This window comes from Pseudoalteromonas sp. S2721, from assembly GCF_005887425.1.
GTDB classification, from domain to species: domain Bacteria; phylum Pseudomonadota; class Gammaproteobacteria; order Enterobacterales; family Alteromonadaceae; genus Pseudoalteromonas; species Pseudoalteromonas simplex.
The window spans coordinates 1-18,026 of record NZ_PNCZ01000049.1 but is presented as its reverse complement, the minus strand read 5'-3'; the positions used below and the strand labels follow the sequence as shown (position 1 = coordinate 18,026).

Genomic DNA, 18,026 nt, shown 5'->3' with positions numbered 1-18,026 from the left:
GGAGTTAAAACGCCTCCTACAACTCGCATCTCGCTAACTTTTCAATCTGATAGCTGACGGCTGAAAGCTGATAGCTCCTTTACCCTTTTCCCCTTGTATCTCGCTAATTAGTTGGGTTTCGCTCCGCTCTAACCAACCTACCAACTGATAGCTCTACGAACCATACAGCGCTTTCATTAATTGACGCAGGTTCTTTTGATTAGTTTCCGTCTTAACCAGCGCTTTTAAACGGCTTTTAACCTCTGGTTTTGACTTCGCTTGTTGACTTAACGCCGATATAGCGGCGCTGCGAATATCTCTTGGGTGACTAGCGTCAGCAAAGGCATAAATACTATCGACTTGTTCTGCGTCTAACTCATTATTACCCATTGCCTTTAATATCGCCCCTTGCGCTTTACTATCAGTTTCTTGATTTAGTTGATTACTCAAGTAATTCAAACTGGTTTTACTTGGCATTTTTGCCAGAGCCTCTGCCGCATTTAGGCGTAATCTTGGACTGTCGCCAGCTAAATAATCACCAATAAGCTGTTGATGATCATAGTCTCCACTATTACCCAGTGCGGTGATTAGGGCTGATGCTTTTTGCTCCGTTGCACTTGAACTTAATGAATCAGCTAACTTTTGTGTTAACTGAGTTGAAAACTCACTGCCCTGCTGATTTTTTGCAATCGCCCCCATTACCATTAAAGCACTGTGAGCCAGCTTAGAATTTTCTTCATCAAGACCATATGACATTGAATACTCAAAAATCGCCTCAACCTGTAAGTCAGTTAACGGCTTTTCACTGTATTTTAGTGCCATTAAACTTCTAAAGCGCTGATTTGGTGAAAATAAACCAGGCTCAACAAATACCTCTGTCAGTAATTGTTTTGAATTAACTGAGTCATGCTTACCTAGGTACATAAACAATTTACTTTCCAAAGGATCTGCAATTGATTTAGTTGATATAAGCTCTTTTAAGCTCATCAAATACTGATCGTTATCATAAAGAAATTGCAAAAGCGTTTTTCGGTCTCCCTCTAGCCAATCCATACTTTTTAAAGCAGTGATAAACGCTTCAGTATTTTTTAATGGTTGAGGCGGCGCTTTAGGGTAAACCCAATCTGTGCTTAAATTTTTCCATTGATTAGGGTCTTCGGGTAATTGTAGTAACCTTGCATCATCGGGTATCGATTGATTTGAACGATTTAAACTTAACGTTTGCAGTACTTCAATATTCATATTTCCATCACTACTACTGACTTGAATATGACTATTTCCGAGGGTTTTTGTTAACCAGCACTTATCGTTTTCAAAGATAAACTCATCACTAATAATGTTCGCCACTTCCAACTGCATTAGCTTTTTCGCAGCATTAGTGCTTTGCCTAGTGTCGGTTGATTCTAAATAACTGAGTTTATTTCGCTTTAGTTTATTATCAGCTAACACTGTGTAGAGTGATTTGTACTGACCGATATCATCTCGCTCTTTAATCCAGTACTTATCACCCTGTAAATTTTCAGGGGGTTTTGCACGGTGAAAGGCACGGTATAAAGCAATCAGCTTTTGTTGATCAGCCGCTTTTAATTTAGCGTTAAACCGATAATCTAAAACTTCACCTGAGTTATTGCTAACTTTCACAGCAAAAGGCACAGCATACTCATTGCTGGTACTCACTGTTTTATTCAACTTTGCTTGAGCTTGGTATAGCTCAAAACCCAACCAGTGAAATTTTTCTGCAACTAACAAAGGCCGATAAATTAACCGCCCTTGCAAGTCAAACTGGCTTTTTGAGGGGCTATTCATCGAAACAATATTCGTATCAGCTTTTGATTGAAGTTCACCCCAAACAGTACAATGAGGCACTGCATAAGCGGCCGAAGCATAGCCTAATAAAGTGCCAAAAAATAAACTCAGTTTAATTAAACGCATTATACCTTAGCCTTCATACTAATAGTTTAAGGTTGCTGATTCGTCTAAAATTGTCCAGCTTTTATCGTACAAGGTACTAGTATCGTAGATAGTTTGAGTTTTGGTTTTTGTCTTAACCGTGCAACACCACTTGTATTTAGGGTATTTCACATAAACATAAAATTCGCCGGAAATAGCCTCAATATCATTCGTTACATCAATCCCTAAGGTGATTTTAGAATCAGTGATAGCTTTAGCTAAATCTGCATAAAGTGTGGCATTAAATGTATCTGCAATAATCAAAAAGTCTATACCAACACCGCCACTTGCAATACCTAAGTTTATTTCTGCAGTGGCATACGCATCCATGCTGGCAGTAACAATATCTCCCCCTAAGTCAATTCGGCTATTGCTGTAAGCTAAACCAACCCCTAAATCCAAGCTGCCACTGACACCAGCCTCAACGGTCACCGGAACAATTACAATGGTGAACGTCGTTTCAACCACTTTTTGCTCTTCGCTCCAGCTATATCCTAAAGACTTGTCTAAGGCCGTTAACGTGTCGCCCTCGTCAATTAATGTGTCACCCAGCACACTAAAGTTTGCTGCATAAGTAATCTCACCATCACTTACATTTGCACTCGCTTCAGCACTGGCACTAACCAAACTCGCTGATTTATCAAAGAGGTAAAGATCTAGGTCTGCTTCAACTAGCCCCTCGGCTGAACCACCATTACTAGAAGAAACATTCATATAGCTATAAAAAGAAGGGCTGATTGCCACAGCATCGCTGTCACCATAGGTAGCACTCCAACTGCCAACTTTGGCTAACGTTGTTGCTGATGAAGCTGTAGTCTGCATCGCTGATGCTGACGCTATTGTTGCTTGATTACTATTTAGCTCTACCGATTCTGCAGTACTCACTTCATCATGATAAAGTGCATAAGGTACTTCAACGGTAATACTATTATTTTCGCTATGAGCTTCAATTTCATCAGAGTTGTCGTGGAAGGTAAATGTCATGCTAAAACTGTTTTCACCACCATCGTGATCAAAATCATCGTGTATCGCTTTTAGCAACACGCCATTTACTGCAACATCCCAAGGAAAGTAATGAGATTGCTCATGATCAGGAAACTTAATACGCATCGTCTCCATATAAGCTTGTGCTTGCTCATTCCATAAGTGAGCATGATAAGTCGTTTCGCCGATGGTTATTGTTGCACTGATATCAGCCTCGTTGACTGAATTACCAAATTTGGTGGCATTAATAAAGCCTATTAAATCAGGTACTTTTTGCGTTGGTTCACCAGTACCTGTGGTATCTCTTTTACCCGGGCCAGGAAAAATAGCAAAGCCGTCACCCACTTTAAGTTTATCTAAAACAAAATCATGGTAATGACCATCGCCAATGGTTACTGAGCTATAGGTGCTTTCGTCACCAGATTCAATGCCACGGGATTTATTATCTGTAACATCAACTTCGTTTGAGATCACACCACTTGTGTCAACAAAAGCGGCAATAATAAATTCACCCGATACGAGATCTTCATTTGGTAAAATTAATGTTGCTGTATGATTTTGCTCGCCTTCTTGTAACTGCTCGATATAAAACTCACCCAAATCGTAGCCATCAGGCTCATCTTCAGTTTCGAGCTCAGCGACTTTACTTCTTTCAATTAAAATAAATGAAACACCAACATGTTCATTCGTTAATAAGGTTGTTTCGGTACTGAAATCAACTGTGATCTGTTGTCCTGGTTGATAAACGTCATCGGAGACTGAGGTCATAGATTTCAAAGCGACATTAGCAACAGCTTCTTGTTCGGTAGAGTCATCATCAGAACACCCAACTAGTGAAAGTAGGGATAAAGCCAACACAGCACTAATCCTTTTACACTGATTCATATTACGATTCCTAATTATTGATTGTAATTTCGACAAACTATTAATTAATAAAATGCTTACTTCTACTCAAAGTCCGACCGACTTCTTTTCGAAATGGTTAAGCTTTAACCCACTCAAATTGGGGTACAAAAGGTTCATATTTCAAAGGGTAAATCACAATAATGGATGAATTATGGAGGGATAAAAAAATTTAATAGGTGCGAGGGACGAGGAAGGAGATAATAGATATCAGTCGTTAGAAGTCAGATTAGATTGTGCCTACGCATACTTAAATTAGAATGCTCATCCGTAGGCGTGAAATTTATTTCGCGCGAAATATATTTCACACCTACGGTATCGGGATTAGCCATAGCAAGGTACAGGCACAATCTAACCTAAACCTTATGGCTTAAAGCTCTTTTGTTTTAATCTGATAGGTGACGGCTGAAAGCTGATAGCTCCTTTCCCCTCGCTAACTTATCGAGTTTCGCTGTGCTCTACCCTATACGCTGTTATTAATACCCTTCAAACCTTGTTGCACAACCTATGCCTATGCACTCAACACGGCTGTCGAGTTCTAACAGCTCTAAATTATAACTTTTGCTTACATCTACTTTTTTTAGTGGATTATTAAAAAGGCTGATATCTACTAAATTTGCATGTTCACGTAAATCAATGTTTTTTAATTTGTTATTTGACAAAAAGAGCACTTGAAGCATGGGGTTTGCTGTTAAATCGATAGTGCTTAACTGGTTATTACCGGCGTAAAGTGCAGTTAACTTTTTATTATGGCTTATGTCTAAAGAGCTAAGCTGGTTGGCATCTAGGTTTAGTTCGCTGAGCATCTTGAACTTGCTTAAATCTAGGTTTTTTAACTGATTATTTGCAAGCTCAAGGTTACGAATACCACTCGGTATATTTACTTTTGTGAGCTTATTGCCCGACAGGTTAAGTTGATATAGTTCAGAATTAACAAGCGTCAATTCACCTGTCAGCTTATTATCATTAAGATCAAGCCATGTAAGTTTACTGTTAGTGCTTACATCAAGCTTTGAAAGCTTATTACCACTCAGCATTAAAGTCTCTAACTCTTCGTTGTTACTTACATCAATACTCGTAAGGCTGTTTTGGCTTAAATCAACAAGGAAAAGCTGGCTATTGTGACTTATGTCGATTTCGGTCAGCTGGTTTGGCACTTTCTTATCGGCAGGCCTACTTGTAATGCCACCAATTTCACCAACGATGAAGCTATCCCCTTCATTACTGAGGACGAGTTTTGTTAAGTTACTAAAATGCTCAACCCCTTTGGCTGAGGTAATACCGCGATCTCTGCAATGTATTTTTGTCACCTCCCCCACAGTTTTATAGCCACTTTCTTGTAAACAAGCTAAGAAGTTAGCATCAGCAACCACGCTCTCAATTGGTGTATCGTCATTAGCCGAAACACCAGCAACCCCAAGATTTAACACAAGCAAACAGGCCAAAGCCATGTTAATGCGCACAAAGTTCCTTTTTAGCATTATTTCACCTTAAAATTTCAACAACATAATCAGGTGGTTAAGTTAAGAGATTTCACCACCCAACAACAAAGAATGCATAATACAGGTTATTTGACATTTGTACCTATATAAATACACAAATACTTTCGAAGTTGTTTTTTAATGGGTTCGCGCGAAATAAATTTCACGCCTACAGTGCTAGGTGCTAGGTGCTAGGTGCTAGGTGCTAACGGCATAGTGTTGGTTATGGGGTGGTAAAGGGATTAGGCAAAAAGAAAGACCTGACCCCATAGCCTCATGTGACCCATAGCCTCACGTCGATTGTTACCGCACTGAACAATATGTTGAGTTACATTAAATCGAGGAAGACGTGCCATAACTATACGAGTCCATTAGTTTATCGTTAAAACAGTATAACTAATCACAAATAAATAGAATCAGAATCTAAAATCAACGACTCTGACCCTTTTGATTTTCTTTTGGTGCTGATTAATTTACCATATTAAATATAAAGTATGCGATAAGTATGATATACAGGAACTCTTTAAAGTGTCCAAGGTGCCTAACTGAAGCTTCAATAAATTGATTAAACTTACAATCTATTCTTTTATCTACCGATTCAACAGTAGAATCACTCAATAATGGAAGCCAATATTGTTGAATAAAATCATCATTTTCAAAGTAGTGACTATGTCCCCCATGAAAATACCTATTTACAAACTTGTTATTATTGAAACCAAAGAATCCTGTCCTCCCAGCCATTCCAGTAAAAGGCACCAATAAATTAGATATTAAAAGTGGAATGTCGCGATCTCCAGTATCATTTATAATTGAACACCCTGTAACTTCTAATATTTTTGAGAAGTCATAATTACTCTTTAGCACACTTCCAGCTAAGACTAACCTTTTTAAAGGTATTTTTTTATTTCTTTTTAAATACTTCTGAATCCCGTATACAGCAATATATGTACCGAAACTGTGTGCAAAAATTATAAGTTCCTTATTTTTATTTTCTGGCTTATTCATTAAAACCGAAAGCTTCCTTTCGAAAACTAATACTGCAAAATATCTTATAAATGGTAAAAAAAAAGCAATGAACGAATAAAATCCGTATCTATATGTTTCAAAATCAACAGAGTTTGTATGCGTCCTTACAGCTTTTTTCAGATTACTTTGCCACTCCCCCCTAGTTTCAATCCCATGTATAGACAAGCAAAGTACTGGTTTCTCAGAGTTAGTTTTAGAGATATCACTAGAAAGTGCATAATTTATCGAGTCTACGACTTTCCTCTTCCAAAGTTTATTGTTCTTACCCGCTTCCACAACAGTAAAAAAGTACTTTTCAAATCTATCTCTGTAGAGCTCAATATCATCTTTATTTGCAGTTATTCCAAATATTCTTCCTGGAGTATTAATATTACTCCTGCGAGTAATTTCATCTAATAAGTTAAGACCTACTTCTGCTGATGGAGCTTCATCTCTTTTTGGTAGCATTACATCTAAAATAAGAATGTTAAAGTACTCACTTCTCATCAATGTTTTTGCTTTTTGAGCATTGGTACAAACTACCACACTTTCTAAAGCAATCTTAAGCTCATCATTTAATAATTTTTTAATAGATTTCAAGCGTAATTCATCGTCATCAACTACTAGTATTTTCAATTGAATGATCCTTTATTAAGTTGAGTAATTGCGACATCCACTCATTTTGCTTATTACTATAGAAAATCACGTCTAAACAATTATCCGCATATTCTGATTTCATTTCTTTTTTTAATAAATCAAACGTTGATGAGCTATTTTCATCACTAAAGTTTTTATATTGTGTAATAACTACATATTTACTTGAAATTTTCCGTCTTTTAATTTTCCGAGCTAACTCTTTACCACCGAAAGCTCTGAAATCACCGCCGCCATTAATTTCATCTTGATCAAATGTAGGTAAACTCATATCTAAACAAACAAAATGATAAATATTCTTAATTAACTTTTGCCAACCACTTGTAAATGAACTAGCTAAAGTTATATTTACTGACAATTCGCTCTTTAGTAAATTAACTATCTTATCTCTCTTATAAGGGTTATCTTCAATAATTAAAATTTCAATCATAATTTTCAATCCTTAAACAAAATTTATTCCCTTCTGAAAATGGTACTACATTATACTTTGCAGAAACCGCCTTTAATTTATGTGCTGATTTATAGAGACCAGAGTTACCCTCAACCTTTAATAATTCGGAAGAATTCATAGTAAGCAATTTATCGGTGAGCTTCGCAATACCTCCATTTACTAATTCACCAAGGCGCTGTTTGGTTACAATGTTTTTTATTGTTAGTTTGAATCCCCCCTGACAAGCTGCAAAATCAATATAGATTTTACATTTTTTCACACCGTACTTAGTTGCATTGTGAAGGGAATTAATAATTGTAAACACTAACGGATTTACGTGACTTGCTTCGATGAGCAAGTTATCTTTTATCGATACATCGATAGGATTATCGGCTGAAAAGCACCCATTAAAGCACTTTTCGGCAATTTTAATTACATTATCAATTGGCAAACTTTCTTCTATTGTAGATGTTTTTAACGAAAACCATTCACATACAATTTTAATATCATCCTTCACGGCCTCGTTTGCTTTTCTAATTGCTACGAATAGGTCAGTCAATGATGTTCCTTGTTTGGCTTCTGTAATATTTGAAGATAGCTCCTTAAATAGTTCATCAATTTCACCCAGAAAAACCTCATTTAACATTTTTTTCATTTCTTCAAGCTTTTGAGTTAAATGTGTAATCAATATATCGTATGAAAGTTCTAAAATTGAATTTGCTGAAGTCGCTTTTTCTAATTCGTCCTTAACACTTTGAAAGTCTTGCATACTAAGTGTGGTAAATACAAAGACCTTCTCCGTTGTACTAGCAGAAGAACCAACACGCATCCAGGACTCAGCCCTCTCAATTAAGCCGTTAACCTTCTGGGTGAATTCACTTATTATACTCTCAATATCACTCATTATTGATTGATTTACGTAATTATATATATTACTCCAATACGAGTTAGACTGATAAATTCCTTCAACATTTAATTCAGCCATTAAGTTACTTGCTTGGATAGAAGAGCAAATTTGATTTGAGAAAAAACTATGTCTTATTTCTGAACTTAATGTTTTATCTAAACCATATTCATCATTGGAAAGAAAGCCCCTAGTAAGCTCTTCAAAAAGCGCAATTGCCAATTCATTTTTAGCCCCCTTAGCATACGCCACCCTTTCCTTATTAGATTGTTTATCCTCAAAAACATGATTTTCTTCGTTATTATTTGCTAAAGAATATAACTTCATGTAACTTTTTGCTGTTGAAAGATTTGATGAAACAAACTGGGCTTTATTTACTACAACTTTTGAATGAGATAATTGTGTTACTCCACATTCAATAATATAGTTGTCTAAAATTTGAATATACTCTTCATTGTAATCTTTAACATCGATAGCATTAAGGTTTTTTAAAAACTCTAATATTTTAAGCCTTTCAGATGATAGGTCTCCTGAATTTTCAAAGCAGCCCAGATAATCAATTACATTCAAATTAGCAATATTCCTAAATATAAAAGCTTCAGAATCCGAAATTTGTTTGAGACCATACAAATATTCGCTTGGTCTATCAAAGCCTTTGCTTATTATGAATTCTTCAAAACACTCATTGAGTAAATAATCAATTTTTTTATCCTTAATTTTATTATAAAAATAAGAAAACACTACAGAATCAGTCGAATAGTAAGCCTCCTTGTCAATGTAAGAAGCTATTTCTTCTAAAGGAATAGACACTATACAGTCAGAACTACTGATTAATTCACTAGCAGAAAATGATAATAGAGAAGTAAAATCACCTATAGATAATAGGTATTGAGATTTTAATTCTATAAAATCTTTTCGTATAGCCGATCTTGACTCGTATTCCGAGAGCTCTTCTAAAACTTTTTCTTTGTTAGCTAAATTAGGCTTATTTATTGAGTCAACTATTTTAAATTTTAATTTAGTGACCTCATTAATCAAATTAAAATCACAATTATTAAACAGTATGGTTGGTATAAAACTAAAGGACATAGGTGTTGCACCATAAACAACATGCGACATTAATTTTTTGTGCTGCCCTTCTGATATAATTTTATTGTTTGCATTCCTCAAAGCAATAAGAACATACTTAGAAAATTCCATATCGTTGTGTTTGACAACTATTGACAAAAGCTCTGATGATGCCTTTTCTACATTATTGAGCAAATAAATATCAATTAATTTAACTAAAATACCTCTTATAAAGTTTGGTAATTTATTAGATGGGTGCTCATTTAAATATATGTAACTCCTAGCATATAAATTAAGCTTTATAAAATCGTGAGTATCATATAATTTTTTATCATTGAACCTATCGATCACATCACGATATTTCCCCATACAATAATCCAGATAACACCGGTCATTATTATGATCAAAGTAATTGTAGATGCTACCATTAGAGCTCACTAAAAATAACTTATGAATTGAATCAAGGCGTTCACTTTGGATGTTATTTTTTAGTGCACATAGGACTCTTTCAAATTCCAACATGAACTCTTCGCCATATGCCTTCTCATACTTTGAATCTCTAGTGCCTATATGTGATGCTAGCAGTGTAAAGTAATAGTACAAATCTACTAAAGGAAAGTATTGTAGTAACTCCAATGACTCCGTTGTTTCAAAATCTTCATATAGGGGAAAAGGAAGAAAAATTAATGAGCAGAAAGCAGCAAAACCAGTCGCACCACCAGACATAAATTCACGATTCATATTTACAGTTGTATCTTCAACGATTGTTAGAACATCAGCACCTTTTATCTTTTGGTATAATCTATTTAGAATTAGCTCAAATAAAGTTTCGGAGTTGGCTTCATAGTATTCATTGACACATTCGTTAATTTTCTCATATTCTTTATTTAAAGCTAACACATTAAAGTATGCAGAAATAAACCAGATTGATTCACCGCATTCATCTTTGTATGCTAATAGTTCTTTTTTTGCGCATTCATACTTACTATTAATAATTAAACATTCAACATCTTGCCGTAGCTTTTCAAAACGAGTTATTTCTTTAGTTCCGTTCACTAATTGAACTTTGTATATAGCTAGAATGCGTTGTATAGGTATATTGATATCGGCTTCAACATTAAAAAAACCATCTAAATTACTGTATTGATTTAAGTTAGCCCTTACTTCTGGCTGCTTTAACAAAGTCTGAAAAATGGTTTCAAAATCGTCCCAATGATATTGATTAAAGAATGCGATTAACTGCTCCAATACCGTTTTATTAAATGGAGGTTTAAGTACGGACGTGACAATTTCGTATGGCTTCGGCTTTTTTATTTTTTTTTGTTTATTTATGTTTGCTTTACTTCGTCTTCCCTTCGCCAAAATTGCACCTTATTTAATTACAAAAATAACTTAAAGGTTACCATAAAATATAAAAAGAACTACATTTACAATTTCCTCAATTACTTTAATTTTTTAATAAGTTGTGCAGAAGCAACGCTCTGCGCTCTTTAACCTTATCAAGACCAAACACAAATTTCACGTTTACCCCCAGTCATCACGCCCTGAGAATAAGTAATTAATGAGTAATATCGCGCATGGATGCGCGATAAGCCATGCTTGCATATGGATGTGCTTTCATGGTGTTGACGTTCACATCAATTATTGAATTGAAGGGTTATGCGTGATGCTCGGGGCGCCTTGGGGTTCCAAGGGGAGGTCGACGGCAGCTGCCCGCCAGCAATCTGGCTAAAGCCTGATCTACAACAAGCGCTAATGCGGCGAAATAAATTTCACGCCTACGGCATCGGGGTTAGCCATAGCAATGTGTGGGCACGTCTAACTCAAAACTTATAGCTTACAGCTCCATTACTCTTTCCCCTAGCAACTCGCTAACTTGGATATTTTTAACCTAACTTCTAACGACTGATATCTAATAACTCTTTTTTCGGCGTTAAAACGCCTCCTACAACTCGTTTCTCTGTAACTTTCCCCTTTCTCCTCGCGACTCGCCAACTTGTTGGGTTTCGCTCCGCTCTACCCAACCTACAAGCTGATAGCTTTTCACCAACAAAAAAGCCGTTACATTGCTGCAACGGCTTTTTGGCATTTGAATTTAATCAAACCTTAGTCACGGTATGTCTCAACCGCTGGGCATGAACAAACTAGGTTGCGGTCACCGTATACGTCATCGATACGGGTTACTGTAGGCCAGAATTTGTCTTTTGCTACGCTTGGTACTGGGAATGCTGCATAGAAACGGTCGTATGCACGATCCCACTCATTGCCTAGTACGTCTGCTTGTGTGTGCGGTGCAAACACTAGCGGGTTGTTTTCAATTGACCATTCGCCAGATGCGATACGGTCGATTTCTGACTTGATTGACACCATTGCTTCGATGAAACGGTCGATCTCAACTTTAGACTCAGACTCAGTTGGCTCAATCATTAGTGTGCCAGCTACTGGGAATGACATAGTTGGTGAATGGAAACCATAGTCTTGTAGACGTTTAGCTACGTCCATTTCTGTTACGCCTGTTTGCTCTTTGATTGGGCGTAGGTCAACAATACACTCGTGCGCAACGCGGTTGTTACGGCCACGGTATAAAATTGGGTAGTGCTCGCTTAGCTTCTCAGATAAGTAGTTAGCGTTCACGATAGCCATTTCTGTTGCTTGTTTTAAGCCTTCAGAGCCCATCATGGCAATGTATGCCCACGAGATTGGTAAAATAGCTGCTGAGCCGTAAGGAGCAGCAGAAACCGCACCGTTACCGATGTTTGTGCCAGCAACATTAATTACGCTGTGGTTAGGCATAAATGGCGCTAGGTGAGATTTAACACCGATAGGGCCAACACCTGGACCACCACCACCGTGTGGAATACAGAATGTTTTGTGTAGGTTAAGGTGCGATACGTCAGAACCGATTGAACCTGGGCTTGTAACACCTACTTGCGCGTTCATATTTGCGCCGTCCATGTACACTTGACCGCCGTGCTGGTGCACGATGTCACAGATTTCACGAATTGTTTCTTCGTAAACACCGTGTGTAGATGGGTAAGTGATCATGATACAAGATAGGTTTTCAGATACCTCTTCGGCTTTCGCTTTAAGGTCTGCCATATCAACGTTACCGTTTTTATCACAGTCAACAACCACGATTTTCATGCTTGCCATTTGTGCAGACGCTGGGTTTGTACCGTGCGCTGAACTTGGGATCAAACATACGTTACGGTGACCTTCACCGCGTGACTCGTGGTATTTACGAATCGCGATTAAGCCTGCGTATTCACCTTGTGCACCTGAGTTAGGTTGTAGTGAAACTGCATCGTAACCTGTGATGTTTACTAACCAATCATGTAACTCAGTCATCATGATTTGGTAACCCGCTGCCTGATCAAGTGGGCAGAATGGGTGTAAGTTTGCAAACTCAGGCCAAGTGATTGGGATCATCTCAGCTGTCGCATTAAGTTTCATCGTACATGAACCTAATGAGATCATTGAGTGGTTAAGCGCTAAGTCTTTGTTCTCTAGGCGCTTGATATAACGCAACATTTCAGTCTCGCTGTGGTACGAGTTGAAGTTAGGGTGCGTTAAAATTTCGTCATCGCGTACTAGGCTTGCAGGAATAGAGTTGCTGCCGTTTACTTCGATTTCGTTTGCTAGCGCATCAACGCTTAGGCCGTGATCTTCACCTAGGATGATGTCGAATAACTCAGCTACGTCTGCACGAGTTGTTGTTTCTGATACAGAAATTGAGTATTCACCTGCGCGGTTAGACGCAAAGTTAACGCCGTGCTCTACTGCACGTGCAACGATTTCGTCTTTGTTATCTGCAACAACCGTCAGTGTATCGAACCATGTGTCGTGCTTAAGGTTTACGCCTTTCGCTTTTAAGCCTGCCGCTAAGATATCTGCAAAACGGTGGATACGCTCAGCGATAGTTTTAAGGCCTTGTGGACCGTGGTAAACCGCGTAGAACGCTGCCATGTTCGCTAGTAATACTTGCGCTGTACAGATGTTTGAGTTGGCTTTTTCACGACGAATGTGTTGTTCACGTGTTTGCATAGCCATACGTAGTGCGTCGTTACCTAAACGGTCTTTAGAAACACCAATAATACGACCTGGTAGTGAACGCTTATACTTGTCGCGTGTTGCGAAGAATGCAGCGTGTGGACCACCGTAACCCATAGGTACACCAAAACGCTGTGCTGAACCAAGTACTACGTCTGCACCTAGTTTACCTGGTGCTTTAAGCATTAATAAGCTCATGATGTCTGCAGCAACACAGGCAATCGCTTTTTTGTCTTGTACTTGTGCGATTAGGTCAGTTACGTCAGTGATTTCACCGGTTGTTGATGGGTATTGGAATAATGCACCAAAAATCTCATGATTAGCCGCTTCGCTTGCAGGACCAACAACTACTTCAAAACCAAACTGGTCTGCACGTGTAGCAACAACGTCGATTGTTTGTGTATGTACGTCATCAGCAATAAAGAAGATGTTTGCTTTTTTAGCTTTAGCAACACGCTTTGCAAGGCCCATTGCTTCTGCAGCAGCCGTTGACTCGTCAAGTAATGACGCGCTTGCTAAATCAAGACCAGTTAGGTCTAGAGTCATAGTCTGGAAGTTTAATAATGATTCTAAACGACCTTGTGCAATCTCTGGTTGGTATGGTGTATACGCAGTGTACCAGCCTGGGTTCTCAAGTACGTTACGTAAAATTACGTGTGGTACGTGAGTTGGGTGGTAGCCTTGACCGATGTATGATTTGAACACTTTATTTTTGCTTGCTACTGATTTTAAGTAGCTTAGTGTTTCAACTTCAGTGCGGCTTTCGCCAATTGATAAACCTTGCTCTAAGCGAATGCTTGCAGGTACCGTTTGACCGATCAGCTCTTCAACACTCGATACTCCAAGAGCGCTTAGCATGTCGCTTACTTGCGCTGGGCTTGGCCCAATGTGACGGCGAATAAAATCTTGCTTTTGCTCTAATTGTTCAAGAGATTTGGCGTTTGACATTTGTCCAGATTCCTATGATCCAAAAAAAAGTGGTTACTGCCAATGGGTAACTGGCAATAACTTAAAAACAGGTTGATTCAGTAACTTACAACGTATGGAAAAGTAAGCTATAAAATCATAAAAGCCCCTGTGAAACCCAAGCTACGCATTTAATTAGCTGGGGATCTAGACGGGGCTTTTAGTCGGCGTGACTAATTAATTAGTCTTCGTCGATTGTGTTAGCGTAGCCTTCAGCGTCTAACAGGTTATCAAGCTCTGATGTGTCAGATGCTTTGATACGGAATAACCAACCGTCAGTGTACGGGTCGTTATTTACTGTTTCAGGCGAATCTTCAAGCTCTTCGTTGATTGCAACGATTTCACCGCCGATTGGTGCGTAGATGTCTGATGCTGCTTTTACAGACTCAGCTACTGCGCAGTCTTCACCCGCGTCAACTTCATCACCAACTTCTGGTAATTCAACGAATACCATGTCGCCAAGAAGTTCTTGTGCGTGCTCAGTGATACCTACAGTAAACGTACCGTCACCTTCGTCGCGAACCCACTCGTGTGAAGTAGCATATTTTAATTCGCTTGGGATATTGCTCATCTTTTTGTTCCTTTGGTTTATATTGGGTGATAACACCAAATTTTTTATAGTTTAGATAACTGATTTGCCGTTACGTACAAAGCAAGGTTTAACAACCTTAACGTTAACCAGTTTTTTACGCATCTCTACTTGGGCTGTTTCGCCAGTTGAACGCGGAACGCGTGCTAGCGCAACACTGTGACCAAGGGTTGGTGAGAATGTACCAGAGGTAATCACCCCTTCACCACCTTCAACGATGACTTTTAAACCGCTACGCAATACGCCTTTTTCTTCAAGCACTAAACCAACTAGTTTGTCTGTGCTCTTGTCAGCGCGTTGCTGTTCTAATACTTCACGACCGATAAACTTACGATCTTCTGGCTCCCATGCGATTGTCCACGCCATGTTTGCAGCAAGTGGAGAAACACTTTCGTCCATATCTAGGCCGTAAAGGTTCATACCCGCTTCAAGACGTAACGTATCACGTGCACCTAGACCTGCTGGCGCTACGCCTGCGTCTAGAAGTTGTTGCCATAAATCAGCAGCTTGATCGTTAGGCACTACGATTTCATAACCATCTTCGCCAGTATAGCCTGTTGTCGCAATAAATAAATCACCTGCTTGCACACCAAAGAAAGGCTTCATACCTTCAACAGCAGCTTGTTGCTCTGCATTAAGTACTGTTGCTGTTTTAGCACGCGCGTTAGGGCCTTGAACGGCAATCATTGCAAACTCAGGACGCTCAGTAACCGTTACGGCGAAATCAGCCGAAACTTTAGCTAAATGCGCTAAATCTTTTTCACGTGTTGCTGAGTTAACTACTAAACGGTAGTTCGTTTCTGAGAAGAAGTAGATGATTAGGTCGTCGATTACGCCGCCTTCTTCGTTAAGCATACCTGTGTAAAGTGCTTTACCCGGTACAGTTAACTTAGCAACGTCGTTTGCAACTAGCTTACGTAAGAACGCTTGTGCTTGCTCGCCTTGAATATCGACAATAGTCATGTGAGATACGTCAAACATACCTGCATCTGTGCGAACCGCATTATGCTCTTCGATTTGTGAGCCGTAGTTGATTGGCATTTCCCAGCCGTGGAAATCAACCATTTTTGCGCCAGCTTCAAGGTGCTTAGCATGTAAAACTGTTTTAGAAGTCATAATATTCCTTCACTTTTAAATTAACCCACAAGTTGTGGGGCGTGGCCTCAATTTAATGAGGGGGAATAACATGGGCGGCGATTATACATTAGTTGCACAGTTGTCACACCCAAATTGCGATTTTGTAACTAAAAAACAGCTAAACACCCAAGTGCGTAGCTGTTTTAAAAATTTTATGTTTTAAGCAACGTTGGCTAAGGCTAAATCAAAGCCGAGCTGCTGTAAGTGCGTTTGCCATTTATCAAGCTCTGCTTGGCGCGCCACCAGCTGAAATTGCTGTGTTGCTTGGTTATCTATGGCGGTAATAAATACCTCACCGCTTTGTGCACCATAACAACTGCGCATGTCTGATAAACGCAGCCCCGGCGTTAGCTTAAAGCTGTCAACCAAAGCATCAAACGCTTGCTCACCACTTAGGGTTAGTGCGCTTAAATCGTCACGCATTACATAATCAATGTCGTAACGTAGTTGTTGCTCATTAATAAGCGACTGTAATTGCACGCTGGCATCTTTACCTAGCACAAAACGAAATGCAGTTTCGTTAAAGTAGTAAAGGGCATAAGCGTAGCTGCTTGTTAGGTCATCGTCTAATGAACTTCGTAAGCCTAAACCGCTGGCGGTTAGCTTATTAATATCAAGACCTAAAATAGCCGTTAAAAATGGGATTGCTTCAGTGCCACTAAAATCCATAATGGCAGTATCGCTATTAGCTTGTAGCATGTTGTCTGCTGGGGTCTCAGCTTGGCTGTGGCGAGCAAACATTATTGGCGTAAAAGTCATATGTGACACCTATCAATCGTTAATGCTTGAAGTATATTGCGCCGTGCTGGCAACAACAAATTGTAATTATTTATCAATTGATAAATAATGCTTATATACATAGCCCTATAAATAGAATTTTTTAATGAAAAACATTTCTACCGATAGTTTACGTACTTTAGTCACTGTTGTTGAAGTTGGCGGGTTTGCCAAAGCGGGTGAATTATTAGGGCTATCGCAACCGGCTGTGAGCTTACAAATAAAGCGCCTTGAAGACATGCTGGGCCATAAGCTGTTTAAAAAGCAAGGCCAGCGCCAAGTACTTAATCAATATGGCGAACTGCTCATGCCATTAGCTAAGCAAATGCTGCAACAAAACGATGCCATTTTACAGCAGTTCACCAGCGAAAACGTGACAGGTAAAGTGCGTTTGGGGATCCCCAGTGAATTTGCTGCACGTATTCTACCTTCGATCATAGGTGACTTTGTGGCCCTCTACCCTGACGTATCGCTCGAAGTGCGTTCTCGTTTGAGTAAGCATTTATTGTCGGTCTCGCGCCAAGATCAATTCGATTTAGTACTGGCATTAAACGAAGAGCTAGAATCTGCCAAGTTCCCTATTTTTATGCAAGACCAACTAGTATGGGTGGGCGATTTAAACCTTGCACAGAACGATGTGGTAACGCTTGTAACCGCCCCCGAGGGATGTATTTATCGCCGCCGCGCAATCGAGGCGCTACAAAGTGCGGGTATTAAATACCGCATTGCCTACAGTAATGCCGACTTAACTGGCCTAACTGCGGCGTTAAAAGAAGGCTTAGGCATTACGGTACTCGCAAAAAGCACCGTACCGAATGAGCTTAACTACCAAATACAAACCAAAGACCTCCCCGAGCTTGGTCAAATCGGTATTAGCTTAATTAAACGCACCGACGACCCCGGCACCGCCGTAGATAAACTCGCCGAATTTATCGCCTTGCGTTTGACGTAGGTTTGAGTTGCGAGTTGCGAGTTGCGAGTTGCGAGTTGCGAGTTGCGAGTTAGCAAGATTGTAGCCGCGATTTTATATCGCGTAGGAATTTAGCTAGGTGCTAGGTGCTAGGTGCTAGGTGCTAGGTGCTAGGTGCTAACAGAATATTTTTTTGGGGTTGGAATACCTTCCCCTTTACTTTTTTCGGCGTTAAAACG

General features: G+C 39.1%; 11 protein-coding genes. 1 reads left to right on the top strand and 10 read right to left on the bottom strand.

Annotated features, from left to right (window positions below; genetic code table 11):
* Positions 1–153 precede the first annotated feature (153 nt).
* The 10 genes from CWC02_RS16935 to CWC02_RS16890 form a co-directional block, all read right to left on the bottom strand.
* Positions 154–1,911, bottom strand: a complete 1,758-nt coding sequence (locus CWC02_RS16935) for a HEAT repeat domain-containing protein (RefSeq protein WP_138619512.1) — start codon at positions 1,909–1,911, stop codon at positions 154–156.
* An 18-nt stretch (positions 1,912–1,929) separates the two neighbouring features.
* A complete protein-coding gene (locus tag CWC02_RS16930; RefSeq protein ID WP_138619510.1) occupies positions 1,930–3,798 on the bottom strand; it encodes a hypothetical protein in 1,869 nt (622 codons plus the stop codon).
* A 494-nt stretch (positions 3,799–4,292) separates the two neighbouring features.
* Entirely contained in the window at positions 4,293–5,297 is a 1,005-nt protein-coding gene (locus CWC02_RS16925; RefSeq protein ID WP_138619508.1) for a leucine-rich repeat domain-containing protein, read from the bottom strand.
* A gap of 468 nt (positions 5,298–5,765) precedes the next feature.
* Positions 5,766–6,938 carry a response regulator gene (locus CWC02_RS16920; protein WP_171043859.1) on the bottom strand — a complete coding sequence of 391 codons (1,173 nt, stop codon included), beginning with the start codon at positions 6,936–6,938 and terminating at the stop codon, positions 5,766–5,768.
* The gene (locus CWC02_RS16915; RefSeq protein ID WP_138619504.1) at positions 6,919–7,386 is read right to left on the bottom strand and encodes a response regulator transcription factor; all 468 of its coding nucleotides are present in this window, start codon (positions 7,384–7,386) and stop codon (positions 6,919–6,921) included. Before CWC02_RS16915 ends, CWC02_RS16920 begins: the two co-directional genes overlap by 20 nt.
* Positions 7,379–10,720, bottom strand: a complete 3,342-nt coding sequence (locus tag CWC02_RS16910) for a hypothetical protein (RefSeq protein WP_138619502.1) — start codon at positions 10,718–10,720, stop codon at positions 7,379–7,381. The genes CWC02_RS16915 and CWC02_RS16910 overlap by 8 nt, the downstream gene beginning before the upstream one ends.
* 744 nt (positions 10,721–11,464) lie before the next feature.
* The gene (gene gcvP / locus CWC02_RS16905) at positions 11,465–14,356 is read right to left on the bottom strand and encodes an aminomethyl-transferring glycine dehydrogenase (RefSeq protein WP_054551325.1); all 2,892 of its coding nucleotides are present in this window, start codon (positions 14,354–14,356) and stop codon (positions 11,465–11,467) included.
* A 199-nt stretch (positions 14,357–14,555) separates the two neighbouring features.
* A complete protein-coding gene (gcvH, locus tag CWC02_RS16900) occupies positions 14,556–14,945 on the bottom strand; it encodes a glycine cleavage system protein GcvH (RefSeq protein ID WP_054551324.1) in 390 nt (129 codons plus the stop codon).
* A 51-nt stretch (positions 14,946–14,996) separates the two neighbouring features.
* Positions 14,997–16,079 (bottom strand): glycine cleavage system aminomethyltransferase GcvT, encoded by a 1,083-nt coding sequence (gene gcvT / locus CWC02_RS16895; RefSeq protein ID WP_054560755.1) that lies wholly within the window; start codon positions 16,077–16,079, stop codon positions 14,997–14,999.
* Between the two features lie 180 nt (positions 16,080–16,259).
* Positions 16,260–16,859 (bottom strand): hypothetical protein, encoded by a 600-nt coding sequence (locus tag CWC02_RS16890; RefSeq protein WP_138619500.1) that lies wholly within the window; start codon positions 16,857–16,859, stop codon positions 16,260–16,262.
* Positions 16,860–16,983: 124 nt separating this feature from the next.
* Here CWC02_RS16890 and CWC02_RS16885 point away from each other — a divergent pair, with 124 nt between their 5' ends.
* The gene (locus tag CWC02_RS16885; RefSeq protein ID WP_054551321.1) at positions 16,984–17,829 is read left to right on the top strand and encodes a LysR family transcriptional regulator; all 846 of its coding nucleotides are present in this window, start codon (positions 16,984–16,986) and stop codon (positions 17,827–17,829) included.
* Positions 17,830–18,026: the final 197 nt, after the last annotated feature.

What these genes read in the sequence shown, in the direction of transcription:
- CWC02_RS16935 (WP_138619512.1), bottom strand. Translation starts at nt 1,911, where the DNA reads ATGCGTTTAATTAAACTGAGTTTATTTTTTGGCACTTTATTAGGCTAT.
- CWC02_RS16930 (WP_138619510.1), bottom strand. Translation starts at nt 3,798, where the DNA reads ATGAATCAGTGTAAAAGGATTAGTGCTGTGTTGGCTTTATCCCTACTT.
- CWC02_RS16925 (WP_138619508.1), bottom strand. Translation starts at nt 5,297, where the DNA reads ATGCTAAAAAGGAACTTTGTGCGCATTAACATGGCTTTGGCCTGTTTG.
- CWC02_RS16915 (WP_138619504.1), bottom strand. Translation starts at nt 7,386, where the DNA reads ATGATTGAAATTTTAATTATTGAAGATAACCCTTATAAGAGAGATAAG.
- gcvP (WP_054551325.1), bottom strand. Translation starts at nt 14,356, where the DNA reads ATGTCAAACGCCAAATCTCTTGAACAATTAGAGCAAAAGCAAGATTTT.
- gcvH (WP_054551324.1), bottom strand. Translation starts at nt 14,945, where the DNA reads ATGAGCAATATCCCAAGCGAATTAAAATATGCTACTTCACACGAGTGG.
- gcvT (WP_054560755.1), bottom strand. Translation starts at nt 16,079, where the DNA reads ATGACTTCTAAAACAGTTTTACATGCTAAGCACCTTGAAGCTGGCGCA.
- CWC02_RS16890 (WP_138619500.1), bottom strand. Translation starts at nt 16,859, where the DNA reads ATGACTTTTACGCCAATAATGTTTGCTCGCCACAGCCAAGCTGAGACC.
- CWC02_RS16885 (WP_054551321.1), top strand. Translation starts at nt 16,984, where the DNA reads ATGAAAAACATTTCTACCGATAGTTTACGTACTTTAGTCACTGTTGTT.